The sequence below is a fragment of the Pseudomonas sp. GW821-FHT11D10 genome (assembly GCF_058808435.1).
In genome coordinates this window covers 161,689-177,724 of record NZ_JBXARR010000002.1, presented here as the reverse complement: position 1 = coordinate 177,724, position 16,036 = coordinate 161,689, and the positions used below count along the sequence as shown (strand labels likewise).

Annotated in this window: 11 protein-coding genes; 2 read left to right on the top strand and 9 right to left on the bottom strand. The window is 61.5% G+C overall.

What is annotated here, in order from left to right; genetic code table 11:
• Nucleotides 1–27: 27 nt before the first annotated feature.
• The 6 genes from mdtD to betI form a co-directional block, all read right to left on the bottom strand.
• The gene (gene mdtD, locus AC1RT4_RS07150) at nucleotides 28–1,455 is read right to left on the bottom strand and encodes a multidrug transporter subunit MdtD (RefSeq protein WP_007959733.1); all 1,428 of its coding nucleotides are present in this window, start codon (nucleotides 1,453–1,455) and stop codon (nucleotides 28–30) included.
• 64 nt (nucleotides 1,456–1,519) lie between these two features.
• Nucleotides 1,520–2,857 carry a TldD/PmbA family protein gene (locus AC1RT4_RS07145; protein ID WP_007959735.1) on the bottom strand — a complete coding sequence of 446 codons (1,338 nt, stop codon included), beginning with the start codon at nucleotides 2,855–2,857 and terminating at the stop codon, nucleotides 1,520–1,522.
• Nucleotides 2,857–4,299, bottom strand: a complete 1,443-nt coding sequence (locus AC1RT4_RS07140) for a TldD/PmbA family protein (RefSeq protein ID WP_493084658.1) — start codon at nucleotides 4,297–4,299, stop codon at nucleotides 2,857–2,859. The genes AC1RT4_RS07145 and AC1RT4_RS07140 overlap by 1 nt, the downstream gene beginning before the upstream one ends.
• Nucleotides 4,300–4,562: 263 nt before the next feature.
• On the bottom strand, nucleotides 4,563–6,266 hold the full coding sequence (betA, locus tag AC1RT4_RS07135) for a choline dehydrogenase (protein WP_115079462.1): 1,704 nt from the start codon (nucleotides 6,264–6,266) through the stop codon (nucleotides 4,563–4,565).
• A 107-nt stretch (nucleotides 6,267–6,373) separates the two neighbouring features.
• Nucleotides 6,374–7,846, bottom strand: a complete 1,473-nt coding sequence (gene betB, locus AC1RT4_RS07130; protein WP_007959741.1) for a betaine-aldehyde dehydrogenase — start codon at nucleotides 7,844–7,846, stop codon at nucleotides 6,374–6,376.
• A 108-nt stretch (nucleotides 7,847–7,954) separates the two neighbouring features.
• Nucleotides 7,955–8,548 carry a transcriptional regulator BetI gene (betI, locus tag AC1RT4_RS07125; protein WP_007959743.1) on the bottom strand — a complete coding sequence of 198 codons (594 nt, stop codon included), beginning with the start codon at nucleotides 8,546–8,548 and terminating at the stop codon, nucleotides 7,955–7,957.
• 482 nt (nucleotides 8,549–9,030) lie between these two features.
• Between betI and AC1RT4_RS07120 the strand changes: the two genes are divergently transcribed.
• Nucleotides 9,031–10,971: a BCCT family transporter gene (locus tag AC1RT4_RS07120; protein WP_223290698.1), complete on the top strand. Its 1,941-nt coding sequence runs from the start codon at nucleotides 9,031–9,033 to the stop codon at nucleotides 10,969–10,971.
• A gap of 90 nt (nucleotides 10,972–11,061) precedes the next feature.
• Here AC1RT4_RS07120 and choV read toward each other — a convergent pair whose 3' ends face one another.
• From choV to AC1RT4_RS07105, 3 genes are all read right to left on the bottom strand, one after another.
• Entirely contained in the window at nucleotides 11,062–12,240 is a 1,179-nt protein-coding gene (choV, locus tag AC1RT4_RS07115) for a choline ABC transporter ATP-binding protein (RefSeq protein WP_007959747.1), read from the bottom strand.
• Nucleotides 12,237–13,082 (bottom strand): choline ABC transporter permease subunit, encoded by an 846-nt coding sequence (choW, locus tag AC1RT4_RS07110; RefSeq protein WP_007959749.1) that lies wholly within the window; start codon nucleotides 13,080–13,082, stop codon nucleotides 12,237–12,239. The genes choV and choW overlap by 4 nt, the downstream gene beginning before the upstream one ends.
• A gap of 66 nt (nucleotides 13,083–13,148) precedes the next feature.
• Nucleotides 13,149–14,096, bottom strand: coding sequence for a choline ABC transporter substrate-binding protein (locus AC1RT4_RS07105; RefSeq protein WP_493084654.1), 948 nt, complete (start codon nucleotides 14,094–14,096; stop codon nucleotides 13,149–13,151).
• A 434-nt stretch (nucleotides 14,097–14,530) separates the two neighbouring features.
• Between AC1RT4_RS07105 and AC1RT4_RS07100 the strand changes: the two genes are divergently transcribed.
• Nucleotides 14,531–15,907, top strand: coding sequence for an L-serine ammonia-lyase (locus tag AC1RT4_RS07100; protein WP_007959754.1), 1,377 nt, complete (start codon nucleotides 14,531–14,533; stop codon nucleotides 15,905–15,907).
• Nucleotides 15,908–16,036 lie beyond the last annotated feature (129 nt).

The window sequence follows — 16,036 nt, the reverse complement described above, 5'->3', positions numbered from 1 at the left end:
AGTGTACCAGCCCGGTGGCCAATAGCCCTAAGACTCGATGTGTTCTTCCGGACGCCTGACTCGCCGTCCGTCATTCTTTGAAAGTTGAGAAAAAATGGTCGCGGCGAGCATCGCCATGATCCCAACAGTCACGAACGTGAGCTGAAACGCGCCCAACACGGTCTCAACGCCGTCGTTGCCGATCTCTGCCGTGAAGCCGCCGAGCAGCGCACCGGCGCACGCCACGCCGAGGCTCAGCGACAACTGCGCCACCACCGACAGCAAACTGTTGCCGCTGCTGGCGCTGGCGTCGTCGAGGTCGATCAGGGTCACGGTGTTCATCGCGGTGAATTGCAGCGAGTTGATCGCCCCGAGAATCGCCAGCAGGCACAGCAGCAGCCAGTACGGCGTCTGCTCGCTGACCAGGCCCATGCTCGCCAGCATGATCCCCAGAAACAGCGTGTTGCCGGTCAGCACGATGCGATAGCCCAGACGTTCGATCAGCGGCCGCGCGCCCCACTTGGCGACCATCGCGGCAGCGGCCAGCGGCAGCATGCTCATCCCCGCCTGGGACGGCGAATAACCCAGCGCCACTTGCAGCAGCAACGGCACCAGAAACGGCAGGGCGCCGCTGCCCAGCCGGGCGAACAGGTTGCCGAGAATACCGACCGCGAAGGTGCGGGTCTTGAACAGCGATGGCGCGAACAGCGGGTTTTCAATGTGCCCGGCGCGCAACCAGTACGCCGCCAGACACGCCATGCCGCCGAACAGCAACAGCATCACCCGCAGGTGCGGCAGGTGCAGTTCGCCGAGGCCTTCCATGGCGATGGTGATCAGCACCATCGCCGCGCCGAACAGCAGGAAACCCAGGCTATCGAAACGCGTTCGCTCGGTGCCGCGCAGGTCGGGGATGAATTTCCACACCGCGTAGCAACCGATGACGCCGACCGGCAGGTTGATCAGGAAGATCCAGTGCCACGTCAGGTATTCCACCATCCAGCCGCCCATGGTCGGGCCGATCAGCGGGCCGAGCAGGCCGGGAATGGTGATGAAACCCATGATCCGCACCAGTTCCGAGCGCGGGTAGGCGCGCAGCACCACCAAACGCCCGACCGGCAGCATCAGCGCACCGCCGAGGCCCTGGATCACGCGCGCGCCGATCAGCATGCTCAGGCTGCTCGACAAGGCGCACAGCAGGGAGCCGAGGCTGAACAGCAGGATTGCGCCGAAGAAGATTTTCTTGGTGCCGAAGCGGTCGGCGATCCAGCCCGAGGCCGGAATCAGCAGGGCCACGGTGAGCATGTAGGCGATGATCACGCCCTGCATGCGCAGCGGGTCTTCGGCCAGATCCCTGGCCATGGCCGGCAGGGCGGTGTTGAGGATGGTCCCGTCGAGGGACTGCATGAAGAAAGCGATGGCGACGACCCACGGCAACCAGCGGGCGGTGATGGCGTCGAGAGGCGGGCGGTTGGGCATGGAACCTCTTGTGGTGTGGGGCGGTGGATGATCGTTCCCGCGCAAGGCGCGGGAACGATTTGTATCAGAGGGTCAGGGTCAATCGGCTCACCAGCGCTCCCGGCAACAACGCCGATGAGGTATTGCGCTGGCTGTAGGTGCTCGCCGAGAGCAGCAACTCCCGCTCGGCAGTCAACGCTTCCAGCTGCGAACCCAGCAGGCTGTAGGCACTGTCGTCGAAACGCATGGTGCTGACCGGCGCCTGAATCTCGCCATTCTCGACCCAGAACGTGGCAAACCGGGTCATGCCGGTCAGTCGTGCCGCCGGTTGATCGGAGAAGTTCAGGTACCACAGATTGCTGATGTACAACCCGGTGCCCAACTGCTTGAGGATCTCGGCCTGCGGCAGATCGCCTGCGCCCATGTTCAGCGCGCTCGGTGACTCGCCACCGCCGGCACCGTTGGCTGTCAGACCATATTCGGCAGCACTGCGCGAACCTACCAACTGATCACCCGCCTTGCCTTCGATGATCAACCGCAGATCACTGCGCGGATAACCTTCGCCGGAAAACGCCGGGCTCAGCGAATCGCTGACTTTCTCGTCAAGGGACACCAGCGGACTGAACGCCTGATCGCCTGCATACAGCTTCTGCAGCGGGCTGCTTTTGCTGGCAATCGACTGCGCCGAGAAACCGCCCCAGCACAGCATGCCCATGATTTCTTCCAGGGCTGCCGGTGCCAGATAGGCGCGGTATTGGCCGGGCGGCAAGGTGCGCAGCGGGCGACCGAGAAACTCGAGTTGTTCGCGAGCCTGCTGGATACGTTTGGCGAAGTCTTCGCTGTTCCAGTCATGCCCGGCGTAGCTGGCCTTCACTGCTTCGCCGTTCTCGTGGAACAGGCTGAAGTCGAAGTTGAAACTGTTGGCCTGATGCCAGCCGAACGCACCGGAAGAACTGGCGAAACCACGGCTGATCGGACCGGCGGCGTAGAAACCGACCAGATCCAGACCTTCGGCCGCCTGGGCGATTTCAGCCACGACCTGCTCGGTGTCCGGCAGCGGATGTTCCTGCACATTCTTGCTCTGCCAGCCGTTGTGGTTGAGCAACAGGTACGGATCCTGCGGCAGCAGCGGCAGGGTTTCGCGCAGTTGCTGCAAACCTTCGGCGAGGCGTTGCAGGTCGGTGGCCTGCTCACCGGACAGGGTGATGTGCAGGTCGGCATGGCGACCGTCATCGATCAGTTTCAGACCGATACCGGCTTGTTGCACTTGCCCGGCCTGACGCACCTTGGCGTGGTTGAAACGGACGAAGGCCGACGATTCGGCGTCGTAACTCAGGGTGAACTGTTCCGGCTCGCGCACCGCATCGCGCAGCCAGTTGACCAGCACCTTGAACGCCTCGGACGGGTTCTTGGAAATACTCATCAGGCGTCTCCCCCAAACACATCAACATTGCTGAACACGCAGGCCGGCGACGCATGGCCGACGCGGATCACCTGGTTCGGTTCGCCCTTGCCGCAGTTCGGCGTGCCCAGCACCTGGGTGGTGCCGGCGTTGCCGACGGCGCGCAGGCTCTTCCAGAAGTGCGCGGAAATGCCCCGGTAGTTCGGGTTTTTCACCACGCCCTTGAGTTCGCCGTTTTCGATCAGCTGGCCCCATTCGCAGCCGAACTGGAATTTGTTGCGTGCATCGTCGATAGACCATGAGCGGTTGGTGCTCATCAGGATGCCGTTTTCGATGCCGCCGATCAGTTGCTCCAGCGGCTGGTCACCCGGCTCGATGTTGAGGTTGGCCATGCGATCGATCGGTGGGCGGTTCCAGCCACAGGCGCGGCTGTTGGCGACGCCGTCCAGGCCCGCGCGGAACTGAGACAGTGCGCCGCCCAACGGACGGACCAGCAGGCCTTCGCGAATCAGGAATTGTTTGCTGGCAGCTGTGCCGTCGTCGTCATGGCCGTAGCTGGCGAGTTCTTCCGGGATGCCCGGATCGAACGTCACGTTGAGCAGTTTCGAGCCGTATTGCAGGCTGCCGAAATCCGAGGCTTTGACAAAACTGGTGCCGGCGTAATTGCGCTCGTCACCGAGGATCCGGTCGAGCTCCAGCGGGTGGCCGATGGATTCGTGGATCTGCAGCATCATCTGGTCGGGCATCAGCAGCAGGTCGCGCGGGCCTTGCGGGGTGTTCGGCGCGAGCAGCAGTTGCAGCGCCTGATCGGCGACTTGCGGGCCGGCACCGATCAAACCGCAGCGGCTGATCACGTCGGCGCCGCCCTGCTGGCCGAAGTTCTCGCGGCCGAGGCTGCGGGTCTGGCTGTCGTTGCCGTCGTAGGCGGTGACGTCCAGGCCTGGATAGACGAAACGCTGGGCCTGACGCAATTCGGCGCCAGCGCTGCTCAGGTAGATCTGTTCGACGTGGGTGATGCCGATGCTCACTTCCCAATTCACCAGGCGCTCATCCTTGGGCACCGAGGCGGATTCCGCGCCGAGCAGCTCGAAGCATTCGCTCAGGGACGGAAAGGGTTGTTCGAGATTGGGTGAAAAGTAGTCGGCGCGGTCGCTGGACACCGGCTGCTTGCTCAGGTCGAGCAGGGCGTGGGGCTTGATCCGCCGGGCCTGTTGCTCGGCACGCTCAAGGGCGGCTTGCAGGCCTTGTTGCGACAGATCATTGGTCGCGGCGTAGGCTTCGACGCCGTTGACCCGGACGGTGAGCATCGCGCCTTCGTCGCGGCTCAGGCTCGGCGGCTCGGCGACGTTCTTGCGCACCGACAGGTACTGGCCGGACTCGCGGACATACCGCAAGGAAAAAAACTCGGCGCCCGTGCGCAAGGCAGCGAAGCGCTGCTTGAGCTGGGGGTGGAAATCGAACATCAGGGAAACCTCCTTGTTATGGGAGAAACGGCGAAGCGGATTCGGCGGGGAGGGGGTGAAACGATTGGGCGAGGACTAGAGTAGGCCTGCGAGGGGGTAGGATCAAGTGAAGAGGGGGTGTAGGGGGATTTACTGTAGGAAGCAGAGAGATAGGTGGTGATCAGTAGGGCCCCATCGCGAGCAAGCTCGCTCCCACAGTTGAAATGCATTCCAAATGTGGGAGCGAGCCTGCTCGCGATTAGCCTTGATGCGGTGTAGCTGAATTACTGAGCAACAGCGCTCACATCACGCAGTGCCTTGCCTTTCACCGGCGCATCGCCAGCGACGTAGTACGGCGCCTTGCTGCGCGGCAGCGGCTGGCGGCCACGGATCTTGTCGGCGATTTTCTCGGCCATCATGATCGTCGGCGCGTTCAGGTTGCCGGTGGTGATGATTGGCATGATCGAGGCATCGACCACACGCAGACCCTGCATGCCGTGCACGCGGCCTTCGCCATCCACTACGGCCATGTCGTCGGTGCCCATCTTGCACGAGCAGGATGGGTGGAACGCAGTTTCGGCGTGCTCGCGGATGAACTTGTCCAGTTGCTCATCGGTTTGCACTTCGATGCCCGGGCTGATTTCGCGGCCACGGAAGGCGTCCAGTGCAGGCTGTTGCATGATTTCACGGGTCAGGCGGATGCCGTCGCGGAATTCCTGCCAGTCCTGCTCGGTGGCCATGTAGTTGAACAGGATGCTCGGGTGCTGGCGCGGATCCTTGGATTTGACCTGGATGCGACCGCGGCTCGGCGAGCGCATGGAACCCATGTGTGCCTGGAAGCCGTGCTCTTTCACACCGTTGCTGCCGTTGTAGTTAATCGCGACCGGCAGGAAGTGGTACTGGATGTTCGGCCATTCGAACTCTTCGCGAGTACGGATGAAACCGCCGGCTTCGAACTGGTTGCTGGCGCCGATGCCGGTGCCGTTGAACAGCCATTCGGCACCGATGGCCGGCTGGTTGTACCAGAGCAGCGACGGGTACAGCGAGACCGGTTGGGTGCAAGCGTATTGCAGGTACAGCTCAAGGTGATCCTGCAGGTTTTCGCCGACGCCCGGCAGATCGTGAACGACCGGGATGTCGAGGCTTTCCAGCAGTTTCGCCGGGCCGACGCCGGAGCGTTGCAGCAGTTGCGGCGAAGCGATCGCGCCGGAGCAGACGATGACTTCTTTGCGGGCGCGGGCTTCAACGCGCTCTTCAGCGGCGCCGACCAGGTAACGCACGCCAACGGCACGCTTGCCTTCGAACAGAACCTTGTCGGTCAGGGCGTGAGTGACGATGGTCAGGGTCGAACGCTTCTTGGCCACGTCCAGATAACCACGGGCGGTGGAAGCACGACGGCCTTTCGGCGTCACGGTGCGGTCCATCGGGCCGAAGCCTTCCTGCTGGTAGCCGTTCAGGTCTTCGGTGCGCGGGTAACCGGCTTGCACGCCGGCTTCAACCATGGCGTGGAACAGCGGGTTGTTGCCCGCCTTCGGCGTGGTCACGCTGACCGGGCCTTCGCCACCGTGGTAGTCGTTCGGGCCGATGTCGCGGGTTTCCGCTTTGCGGAAGTACGGCAGGCAGTCGAGGTAGGTCCAGTCTTCCAGGCCTGGCAGTTTCGCCCAGCCGTCGTAGTCCATCGCGTTGCCACGGATGTAGCACATGCCGTTGATCAGCGAGGAGCCGCCGAGGCCCTTGCCGCGACCGCATTCCATCCGGCGACCGTCCATGTGTGGCTCTGGATCGGTTTCGTACGCCCAGTTGTAGCGACGGCCTTGCAGCGGGAATGCCAGAGCGGCCGGCATTTGCGTGCGGAAGTCGAAACGGTAGTCCGGGCCGCCCGCTTCGAGCAGCAGGACGGTGACGCCTTCGTCTTCAGTCAGACGGGTCGCCAGGGTGTTACCGGCAGAGCCGGCACCGACGATGATGTAATCGAATTCTTGGGACATTGAATGCACCCTCTTTGAAGTTGGTCAGGTCAGACAGCCAGCGCTTCCCTTGTGGGAGCGGGCTTGCCCGCGAAGGCGGCTTCGCGGGCAGCACACAATGGCGGGTCTTAGAACACCGAGACGTAATCGCCCAGCTCGACCTGTACCGATTTGATGCGAGTGAAGTTGTTCAGCGAGCTGATGCCGTTCTCACGGCCGACGCCCGACTGCTTGTAACCGCCAACCGGCATTTTTGCGTCGGACTCGCCCCAGGCGTTGATCCAGCAGATACCGGCTTCCAGTTGATGAATCACGCGGTGGGCGCGGTTCAGGTCGCGGGTGACGATACCGGCGGCCAGGCCGAAGTCGGTGTCGTTGGCGCGACGGATCACTTCTTCTTCGGTTTCGTAGGTCAGGATCGCCATCACCGGGCCGAAGATTTCTTCACGGACGATGGTCATGTCGTCGGTGCAGTCGGTGAACACGGTCGGAGCCACGAACGCGCCCTTGGCGAATTCGCCGTCGGTCAGACGTTCGCCGCCGCACAGAACGCGGGCGCCTTCTTCTTTACCCTTGGCGATGTAACCCAGCACGCTTTCCATGTGCGGGAAGCTGACCAGCGGGCCGAAGTTGGTGTTTTCGTCTTCCGGGTTGCCAACACGGATGCGGGCAACGCGCTCGACGATCTTGGCTTCGAAAGCGGCTTTCAGGTGGCTCGGTACGAAGACGCGAGTGCCGTTGGTGCAGACCTGACCGGAGCTGTAGAAGTTGGCCATCATGGCGGTGTCGGCGGCGCGATCCAGGTCGGCGTCGTCGCAGATGATCAGCGGGGACTTGCCGCCCAGTTCCATGGTCACGTCTTTGAGCGACGAAGCCGAAGCGCTGGCCATTACCTTCTTGCCGGTGTCGGTGCCGCCGGTGAAGGAGATCTTCTCGATGCGCGGGTGCTCGGTCAGCCAGGTGCCGACTTCACGGCCGCTGCCGGTCAGCACGTTGAACACACCGTTCGGAACGCCGGCTTCGGTGTAGATCTCGGCCAGTTTCAGGGTGGTCAGCGAGGTGACTTCGCTTGGCTTGAAGATCATCGCGTTACCGGCCGCCAGGGCTGGAGCGGATTTCCACAGAGCGATCTGGATCGGGTAGTTCCACGCGCCGATACCGGCGACAACGCCCAGCGGCTCGCGACGGGTGTAGACGAATGCGGTGTCACGCAGCGGGATCTGCTCGCCTTCGATGGCGGGTACCAGGCCTGCGTAGTATTCCAGCACGTCGGCGCCGGTGACGATGTCGACGTACTTGGTTTCGGAGAAGGCTTTACCGGTGTCCAGGGTTTCCAGGGCAGCCAGTTCATCGTTGCGCTCGCGCAGGATGTCGACGGCGCGACGCAGGATGCGCGAACGCTCCATGGCGGTCATCGCGGCCCAGATTTTCTGGCCCTTTTCGGCGCTGACCACAGCGCGCTCGACGTCTTCCTTGGTCGCACGTTGCACTTGTGCGAGGACTTCACCGTTAGCCGGGTTGATGGCTTCGAAGGTGGCATCGCTGCCGGCGTCGGAGTACGCGCCATCGATGTAGAGTTTTTGCAGTTCGAAACGGGCCATAGTGTCCTCGCAAGTGCATTAGTGGTTGGCGTTGATCACCGGGTGAGCCATGTAGCTGTGGCATCACTGGTCGGTGACAGTTCAGGGGCCGAGCGTTTTCTCTGTGCTCTAGCTCACCTGCTTGGCCAATTGGAAATCCATGTATTCGTAAGCGATCTGTTGCGCCTGCGCAGTGTCGAAAGCGTCTCCCGACAGCGCGCCGCGCAACCACAAGCCGTCGATCAGAGCTGCCAGTCCACGGGCGGCGGTGCGCGCATCTTCGAGCGGCAACACACGGCGGAACTCGCAGCACAGGTTGGAATACAGACGGTGATCGTTGATCCGCTGCAACCTGTGCAAAGACGGCTGGTGCATGCTGGTGGCCCAGAAGGCCAGCCAGGTTTTCATTGCCGGGCCATTGACCTGGCTGGCGTCGAAGTTGCCTTCGATGATCACCTGCAGATGCGCCCGGGGGCTGCTGTCTGCCAGCGCCTGACGGCGCGCGGTGACGCTCTCGCTGAGGGCGGTCATCAGATACCGCATCGTGGCGGCGATCAGGCCATTCTTGTCCTGAAAATAGTGACTGATGATGCCATTCGAGACACCGGCCAAACGGGCGATCAGCGCAATGCTGGCGTCCCCCATTCCGACCTGATCAACCGCCTGCAAAGTGGCTTCGATCAGTTGTTGGCGGCGGATGGGTTGCATACCGACCTTGGGCATCTTGCACATCTCCTTAGGCCTTCCGACGGGCGAATGACGCCTATCGGATTGAGGGCCAGTCTATTTTGTTTTGATTGAACGTTCAATCAACAAAGAATAAGATCTGCGACAAATCGTCGCTGCCTACAGATTTTTCCTACGTGTAAGTGGCGATAAACCGACATCCGAAAATGCTCGAAACCTGCGCGGGGCAAGGCGCGGTTCGACGTTCGATGGACGTGTTGAATGGGCAAGACGCTCAAGACCAGGTTTCGGATGAACGTCCATGCCTCGGCCACGACGGCGATTCGCGATGCCATCTCTGCAGGTTCGGGCTTTTTTCGGGGTGTCTTTATATCACCCGCCGGTCGGCTGCCAACTAACCGATTGGTCGGGTTCCGTGTTGCCTTGTGTTCTTCTCTCGCACTGCCTGGAGCATTTGTGCCATGAGTTCTGCCTCGCTTATAAAGACCCCGCCCGAGAAGGTGACGGTCAACGGTTGGGTGTTCTACACCTCTACCGCGCTGATTCTGTTGTTGACCGCCATTCTGATCATCGCCCCGCAAGAGGCCGGCAGAATGCTGGGAGTGGCTCAGGCCTGGCTGTCCCGCAGCTTCGGCTGGTACTACATGGTGGTGATCGCCGCTTACCTGGTTTTCGTGGTGGGCCTGGCGTTTTCTTCCTACGGCAAACTCAAACTGGGTAGCAAGGACGACACCCCGGATTTCAGCTACGGCGCCTGGGCGGGGATGCTGTTCTCGTCGGGTATCGGTATTTCGCTGCTGTACTTCGGCGCCTCCGAGCCGCTGGATCACTACTTCAATCCACCGGAAGGCGCGTCGGCCACCAACATGGCGGCACGTCAGGCTGTACAGCTGACCTTCCTGCACTGGGGCCTGCACGGCTGGGCGATCTACGCGCTGGTCGGTCTGGCCGTGGCCTATTTCGCTTACCGTCATAACCAGCCGCTTGCACTGCGTTCGGCGCTGTACCCGCTGGTGGGCGAGCGTTGGGTCAAGGGCGCTGCCGGTCATGCGGTAGACGGCTTCGGCATGTTCGTGACCCTGCTGGGTCTGGTGACCAACCTGGGGATCGGCTCGCTGCAAGTGTCCTCGGGCCTGGAAAACCTGTTCGGCATGGAACACAGCAACACCAACCTGCTGATCGTGATCATCGTGATGAGCACCGTGGCGACCATCGCTGCCGTGTCCGGTGTGGAAAACGGCATCCGTCGTCTGTCCAACCTCAACATCATCCTGTTCAGCGGCCTGCTGATTTTCGTCCTGCTGTTCGGCCCGACCCTGCACCTGCTCAACGGCTTCGTGCAGAACATCGGTGACTACCTCAACGGCGTGGTGCTGAAGACTTTCGACCTGTACGTCTATGAAGGCGACAGCGAGAAGTCCGACCGCTGGCTGGGCCTGTGGACTCTGTTCTACTGGGCGTGGTGGATTTCCTGGGCCCCATTCGTCGGCATGTTCATCGCGCGTATTTCCCGTGGTCGTACCGTGCGTGAACTGGTGGCTGGCGTGCTGCTGATTCCGCTGGGTTTCACCCTGGCGTGGCTGTCGATCTTCGGTAACTCGGCGCTGGATCTGGTGATGAACCAGGGCGCGGTGGAACTCGGCAAGACGGCGCTGGAACAGCCGTCGATGGCGATCTATCAGTTGCTTGAACACTACCCGGCGTCGAAAGTCGTGATCGGTGTGTCGATCTTTGTTGGTTTCGTGCTGTTCCTGACCCCGGCCGACTCCGGCGCGGTGATGATGGCGAACCTGTCCTGCAAGGGCGGCAACGTCGACGAAGACGCCCCGCACTGGCTGCGGATCTTCTGGTCGGTCGTGATCACGCTGGTGACCATCGGCCTGCTGTTCGCCGGTAACTTCGAAGCCATGCAGACCATGGTGGTGCTGGCCGGTCTGCCGTTCTCGGTGGTGCTGGTGTGCTTCATGTTCGGCCTGCACAAGGCGATGCGCCAGGACATGCAGATCGAACAGGAGCAGGCGCAACTGGCTGAACGCGGTCGTCGTGGTTTCAGCGAGCGCCTGACCCAGCTGGACCTGCAACCGAGCCAGTCGGTGGTTCAGCGCTTCATGGACAAACACGTCAGCCCGGCGCTGGAAGATGCTGCTGCGCAAATGCGTGCACAGGGTCTGGAAGTGCAGACGCTGCTGGGCAAGTCCAAGCGCTGCATGGGCGTGCGGGTCGAGATGGAAGAGGGCAACCCTTTTGTCTACGAAGTGAGCCTGGACGGCTACCTGGCGACTCCGAGCGAGTCGGTCCAGTCCGATGAAGCGCGCCAGCGTTTCTACCGCGCCGAGGTGTACCTGCACAACGGCAGCCAGGACTACGACCTGATGGGCTTCACACAGGATCAGATCACACGCGATGTGCTCGATCAGTTTGAAAGCCATCGGCAGCTCCTTGGCCGGGTCTATAGCTAAGTTGTGAAGTGATCAATCCCACGGGATGCGTGGGATTGATGAAAACAAAAACGCCGCGATCCTCTCGCGGCGTTTTTGTGTCTGCTCTCTTTATCCCAGGTTCTTGCCGAGCAGCGCGTGATACAGCTCGCTGTCCCCGAGAATCCCCACCACATGGTTGTTGTCGTGCAGCACGAGTTTATTGCCGGTCTGGTAACGGATCTGCAACGCGTCGCGCATGCCGATGTTCGAGTCCACCAGCGTCGGTTTGCGCTCCAGCCCTTCCACGGCTTGCCCCGGTGCCCAGTTCTGCAGGTTCAGCACCGAACCGTTCTGCCGCGCCCCTTTGATGGTGTTGCCTTCGGCCAGGTCCAGCCACGAGTCGCCGCCCGGATCCAGGCACACCGAACCGTTGATGCGTTTGCAGTTGTCGAGGGTGCGCATCAGGCTGCGACCGCACAGCACGTTCAGCGGATTGGTGTGAGCAACGAAGGTGCGCACGTAATCGTCCGCCGGGTTGAGCACGATCTCTTCCGGCACGCTGTACTGGATGATCCGGCCGTCTTTCATGATTGCGATTCGGCTGCCAAGTTTCAGCGCCTCGTCGAGGTCGTGGCTCACGAACACGATGGTCTTGCTCAGCTTGCGTTGCAGTTCCAGCAGTTCATCCTGCAGGCCCTGGCGGATCAGCGGGTCGAGGGCCGAGAACGGTTCGTCCATCAGCAGAATGTCGGCGTCCATCGCCAGCGCGCGGGCCAGGCCGACACGCTGCTGCATGCCGCCGGACAGCTCGTCGGGCTTCTTGTTGCGCCATTGGGTCAGGCCCACCAGTTCGAGTTTTTCATCGACCAGCTTGCGCCGTTCCTTCTCCGGGCGACCCTGCATTTCCAGACCGAAACTGATGTTCTCGCGCACCGTCAGCCAAGGCATCAGGGCGAATTTCTGGAACACCATCGCGATGCGTTTGGTGCGCATCATTTTCAGCTCGGCCGGGGTGCAGGACGCGATGTCGATCTGCTTGCCTTCGTGTTCGACGAACAGCTTGCCGCGGCTCACGGTGTTGAGGCCGTTGATGCAGCGCAGCAGGCTCGACTTGCCGGAGCCGGACAGGCCCATCAGCACGCAGATCTCGCCTTTGTTGATGTCCAGGCTGGCCTTTTCAACGCCGACGATCTGCCCGGTCTTTTTCAGGATCTCACTGCGGGTCAGGCCTTGATCGAGAAGTTTCAGTGCTTCGCGCGGATCCTTGGTGAAGATCACGTCAACGTTATCGAAGCGAATTATGCTCATGCGTCACCCCCTACTTTGGCGTCGGGTTGTTTGCAGATACGGTCGAGCATGATCGCCAGCAGTACGATCGCCAGGCCCGCTTCGAAGCCCAAGGCGATATCAGCAGTGTTCAGTGCGTTGACCACCGGTTTGCCGAGTCCGTCGGCGCCCACCAGTGCCGCGATCACCACCATCGACAGCGACAGCATGATGCACTGGGTGATGCCGGCCGCGATGCTCGGCATGGCGTGAGGCAGTTCGATCCGTGAAAGCAGTTGGCGACGCGAGCAGCCGAAGGCCTTGCCGGCGTCCATCAGTTCTTGCGGGACATCGCGGATGCCCAGGTAGGTCAGGCGGATCGGTGCGGCGATGGCGAACACCACCGTCGAGATCAGGCCCGGTACCACGCCCAGCCCGAAGAGGGTCAGGGTAGGAATGAGGTAAACGAAGGTCGGTACGGTCTGCATCAGATCGAGTACCGGCCTCATCAAAGTGTAGAACATCGGTTTGTGCGCGGCGACGATGCCCAGTGGCACGCCGATGACCACGCAGACCAGGGTCGCGAACATGACCTGGGCGAGGGTTTCCATGGTTTCCTGCCAGTACCCCAGGTTGAGGATCAGCAGGAAGGAGGCGACCACGAACGCGGTCAGGCCCCATTTGCGTTGAATGAAGTGGGCCAGCAGGGCGATGAGGCCGATCAGCACCAGCGGGTTGAACCAGGTCAGCGCAAACGTCACGCCGTGGATCATCGTTTCCAGGGTCACGGCGATTGCGTCGAAGGTGTTGGCGCCGTGTTGCGTCAACCATTCAACGAAGCCCGCGATGTACTGGCCTAAAGGGATTTTCTGATCAATCAGCATGGTAGTGAACGTCCGCATGCAAGGAAATAAACAGCCCGGACGGCGTGAGCCGTCCGGCATAAGCGATTACTGGGCAATCTTGGCTTTCACGGCCTCCAGGCCAGGTTTACCGTCAATGGTGGTCACGCCAGCGAGCCAGGTATCGAGCACCTGTGGATTCTTTTTCAGCCAGGCCTTGGCGGCCGCGTCAGGCTTCATCTTGTCGTCCAGGATGTTGCCCATCAGTTCGCTTTCCATGTCGACGGTGAACTCCAGGTTTTTCAGCAGTTGGCCAACGTTGCTGCATTCCTCGGCGTAGCCCTTGCGGGTGTTGGTCGCCACGGTGGCGGCGCCGAAATCCGGGCCGAAGAAATCGTCACCACCGGTCAGGTACTGAATCTTGAAGCGCTTGTTCATCGGGTGCGGCGCCCAGCCGAGGAACACCACGGCGGTGTCGCGTTTCTGTGCGCGGTCGACCTGCGACAGCATGCCCGCTTCGCTGGACTCGACGACCTTGAAGCCGGCGGTCTTGAGGCCGAAGGCGTCCTTGTCGATCATGCTCTGGATCAGGCGGTTGCCGTCGTTGCCCGGCTCGATCCCGTAGATCTTGCCGTCGAGTTCCTTCTTGAATTTGGCGATGTCGGCGAAGTCGTGCAGACCCTTGTCATACAAGGCTTGCGGAACGGCGAGGGTGTACTTGGCGCCCTTGAGGTTGGTGCGCACGGTTTCCACGGTGCCGGCGTCGCGGTAGGCCTTGATGTCGTTTTCCATGGTCGGCATCCAGTTGCCGAGGAACACGTCCATGTTCTTGCCGTCGGCCAGCGACTTGTAGGTCACGGGTACGGAAATCATGGTGGTCTTGGTCTTGTAGCCGAGGGCCTGAAGCACGACGGAGGTGGTGGCGGTTGTTGCGGTGATGTCGGTCCAGCCGACATCGGAGAAGTTCACGGTACTGCACTGCGCCGGTTCTGCGGCTTGAGCCAGTAACGGCAGACTCAGCATGGCGGCCAACAACAACGACGGGGAACCTTTCATGAATGGACTCCTTGGTGTTTTTTTTGGCAGTGTTCCGATTGGACCACCGCACTTATGGGTTGCGGTTGGATGGCGTTCTGGAGACAGCTCTACCGCAGCGCCTTGCAATCGAGTCGATACGATCATGTACCAGTGAAAATCTGACGCCTACAGGGTGCGTCGTATCCAGTACAGGGATGGTCGCATCCAGTGTCAGTGACGTCGTTTACAGCTTTTTTCTGCCCTGTCTGGCCATCTGAACCGCATAAAAACGGCGAAAACACGGGCTGAAACCGGCACGGCGTTAGTGGGCATGAGTGCGTCGGTGTCAGACGCCGAGCAACCCGGGAAAAGCCCGATGATGCGGGCATTCCGGCGGATCGCAGCTTGAGCGTAGCAGCTCCGCCAGCGGGCGCTTCACGCCCCGGACCGGCACTCTCAGGAGCTCTGCAGCAATGGCTATCAGCGTTTTCGACCTGTTCAAAATCGGCATTGGCCCTTCCAGTTCCCACACCGTCGGGCCCATGCGCGCCGCCGCCCTGTTCGTCGAGTCGTTGCGCGACAAACACTTGCTGGAGCAGGTGCGTCGCATCGAGGTGCAATTGTTCGGTTCGCTGTCGGCCACCGGTGTCGGTCACGGCAGCGACAACGCGGTGATCATGGGTCTGATGGGCGAGTGGCCGGACGCGATCGACCCGTCGCAGATCGGCCCGCGGATTCAGGCCTTGCGTGAAACCCACACGCTGTTGCTCGACGGTCGTTTGTCGGTGCCCTTTATATGGGGCCGCGACATGCGCCTGATCGACGAGAACCTGCCGTTCCATCCCAACGCCATGACCCTGGTTGCCGAAGGCGATCACGGCGAGCTGCATCGCGACACCTACTATTCGGTCGGCGGCGGTTTTGTGGTGGACGAGGCGCAGGCCTCCAGCGGCGTGGTGGACCTGGACCGCACCGAATTGCCTTACGACTTTTCCAGCGCGGTGGAGCTGCTGGAACTGTGCAAGACCCACAACTTGCGCGTGGCCGAATTGATGATGGCCAACGAGAAGGTCTGGCGCAGCGAAGAAGAAATCCGCGCCGGCCTGATGAAACTCTGGCGGGCGATGCAGGATTGCGTCGAACAGGGCCTCAAGCACGAAGGCATCCTGCCTGGCGGCCTCAACGTGCGCCGCCGCGCGGCGAAGTTGCACCGCAGTCTTCAGGAACTGAACAAGCCCAACGTGATCGGCTCGACCCTCAGCGCGATGGAGTGGGTCAACCTGTTCGCCCTCGCAGTGAACGAGGAAAACGCCGCCGGCGGACGCATGGTCACGGCACCTACCAACGGCGCGGCGGGGATCATTCCGGCGGTGCTGCATTACTTCATGAAATTCAGCGAGGCGGTGACTGACGCCAACGTGGTCGATTACTTCCTCGGCGCCGCAGCGGTGGGAATTCTGTGCAAAAAGAACGCTTCGATTTCCGGCGCTGAAGTCGGGTGTCAGGGTGAAGTCGGTTCGGCCTGTGCAATGGCGGCGGCAGGGCTGGCGGAAATCCTTGGCGCAAGCCCCGAGCAATTGTGCAACGCGGCGGAAATCGGCCTGGAACACAATCTGGGCCTGACCTGTGATCCGGTGGGTGGCCTGGTGCAAGTGCCGTGCATCGAGCGCAATGCGATTGCGGCGGTGAAGGCGATCAACGCGGCGCAGATGGCCTTGCGTGGGGACGGCCAGCATTTTATTTCGCTGGACCGGGTGATCCGTACCATGCGCGATACCGGCGCCGACATGCATGACAAATATAAAGAGACTTCTCGAGGCGGGCTGGCGGTCAGCGCGGTTGAATGCTGATTCCTTCGATAACCTCGGACCAGTCAAAACTGCGCACCAAGTGAGCATCGGCAATAAAACGCGCCACCTTTTGGCGCGTCGCTATCAGATAAGAGTCTTTCCCACCTCCAGCGCCTGATTCGCAGGCGC

What these genes read in the sequence shown, in the direction of transcription:
- choW (WP_007959749.1), bottom strand. Translation starts at nt 13,082, where the DNA reads ATGCTGATTGATCAGAAAATCCCTTTAGGCCAGTACATCGCGGGCTTC.
- AC1RT4_RS07145 (WP_007959735.1), bottom strand. Translation starts at nt 2,857, where the DNA reads ATGAGTATTTCCAAGAACCCGTCCGAGGCGTTCAAGGTGCTGGTCAAC.
- choV (WP_007959747.1), bottom strand. Translation starts at nt 12,240, where the DNA reads ATGAGCATAATTCGCTTCGATAACGTTGACGTGATCTTCACCAAGGAT.
- mdtD (WP_007959733.1), bottom strand. Translation starts at nt 1,455, where the DNA reads ATGCCCAACCGCCCGCCTCTCGACGCCATCACCGCCCGCTGGTTGCCG.
- betA (WP_115079462.1), bottom strand. Translation starts at nt 6,266, where the DNA reads ATGTCCCAAGAATTCGATTACATCATCGTCGGTGCCGGCTCTGCCGGT.
- betB (WP_007959741.1), bottom strand. Translation starts at nt 7,846, where the DNA reads ATGGCCCGTTTCGAACTGCAAAAACTCTACATCGATGGCGCGTACTCC.
- betI (WP_007959743.1), bottom strand. Translation starts at nt 8,548, where the DNA reads ATGCCCAAGGTCGGTATGCAACCCATCCGCCGCCAACAACTGATCGAA.
- AC1RT4_RS07105 (WP_493084654.1), bottom strand. Translation starts at nt 14,096, where the DNA reads ATGAAAGGTTCCCCGTCGTTGTTGTTGGCCGCCATGCTGAGTCTGCCG.
- AC1RT4_RS07100 (WP_007959754.1), top strand. Translation starts at nt 14,531, where the DNA reads ATGGCTATCAGCGTTTTCGACCTGTTCAAAATCGGCATTGGCCCTTCC.
- AC1RT4_RS07140 (WP_493084658.1), bottom strand. Translation starts at nt 4,299, where the DNA reads ATGTTCGATTTCCACCCCCAGCTCAAGCAGCGCTTCGCTGCCTTGCGC.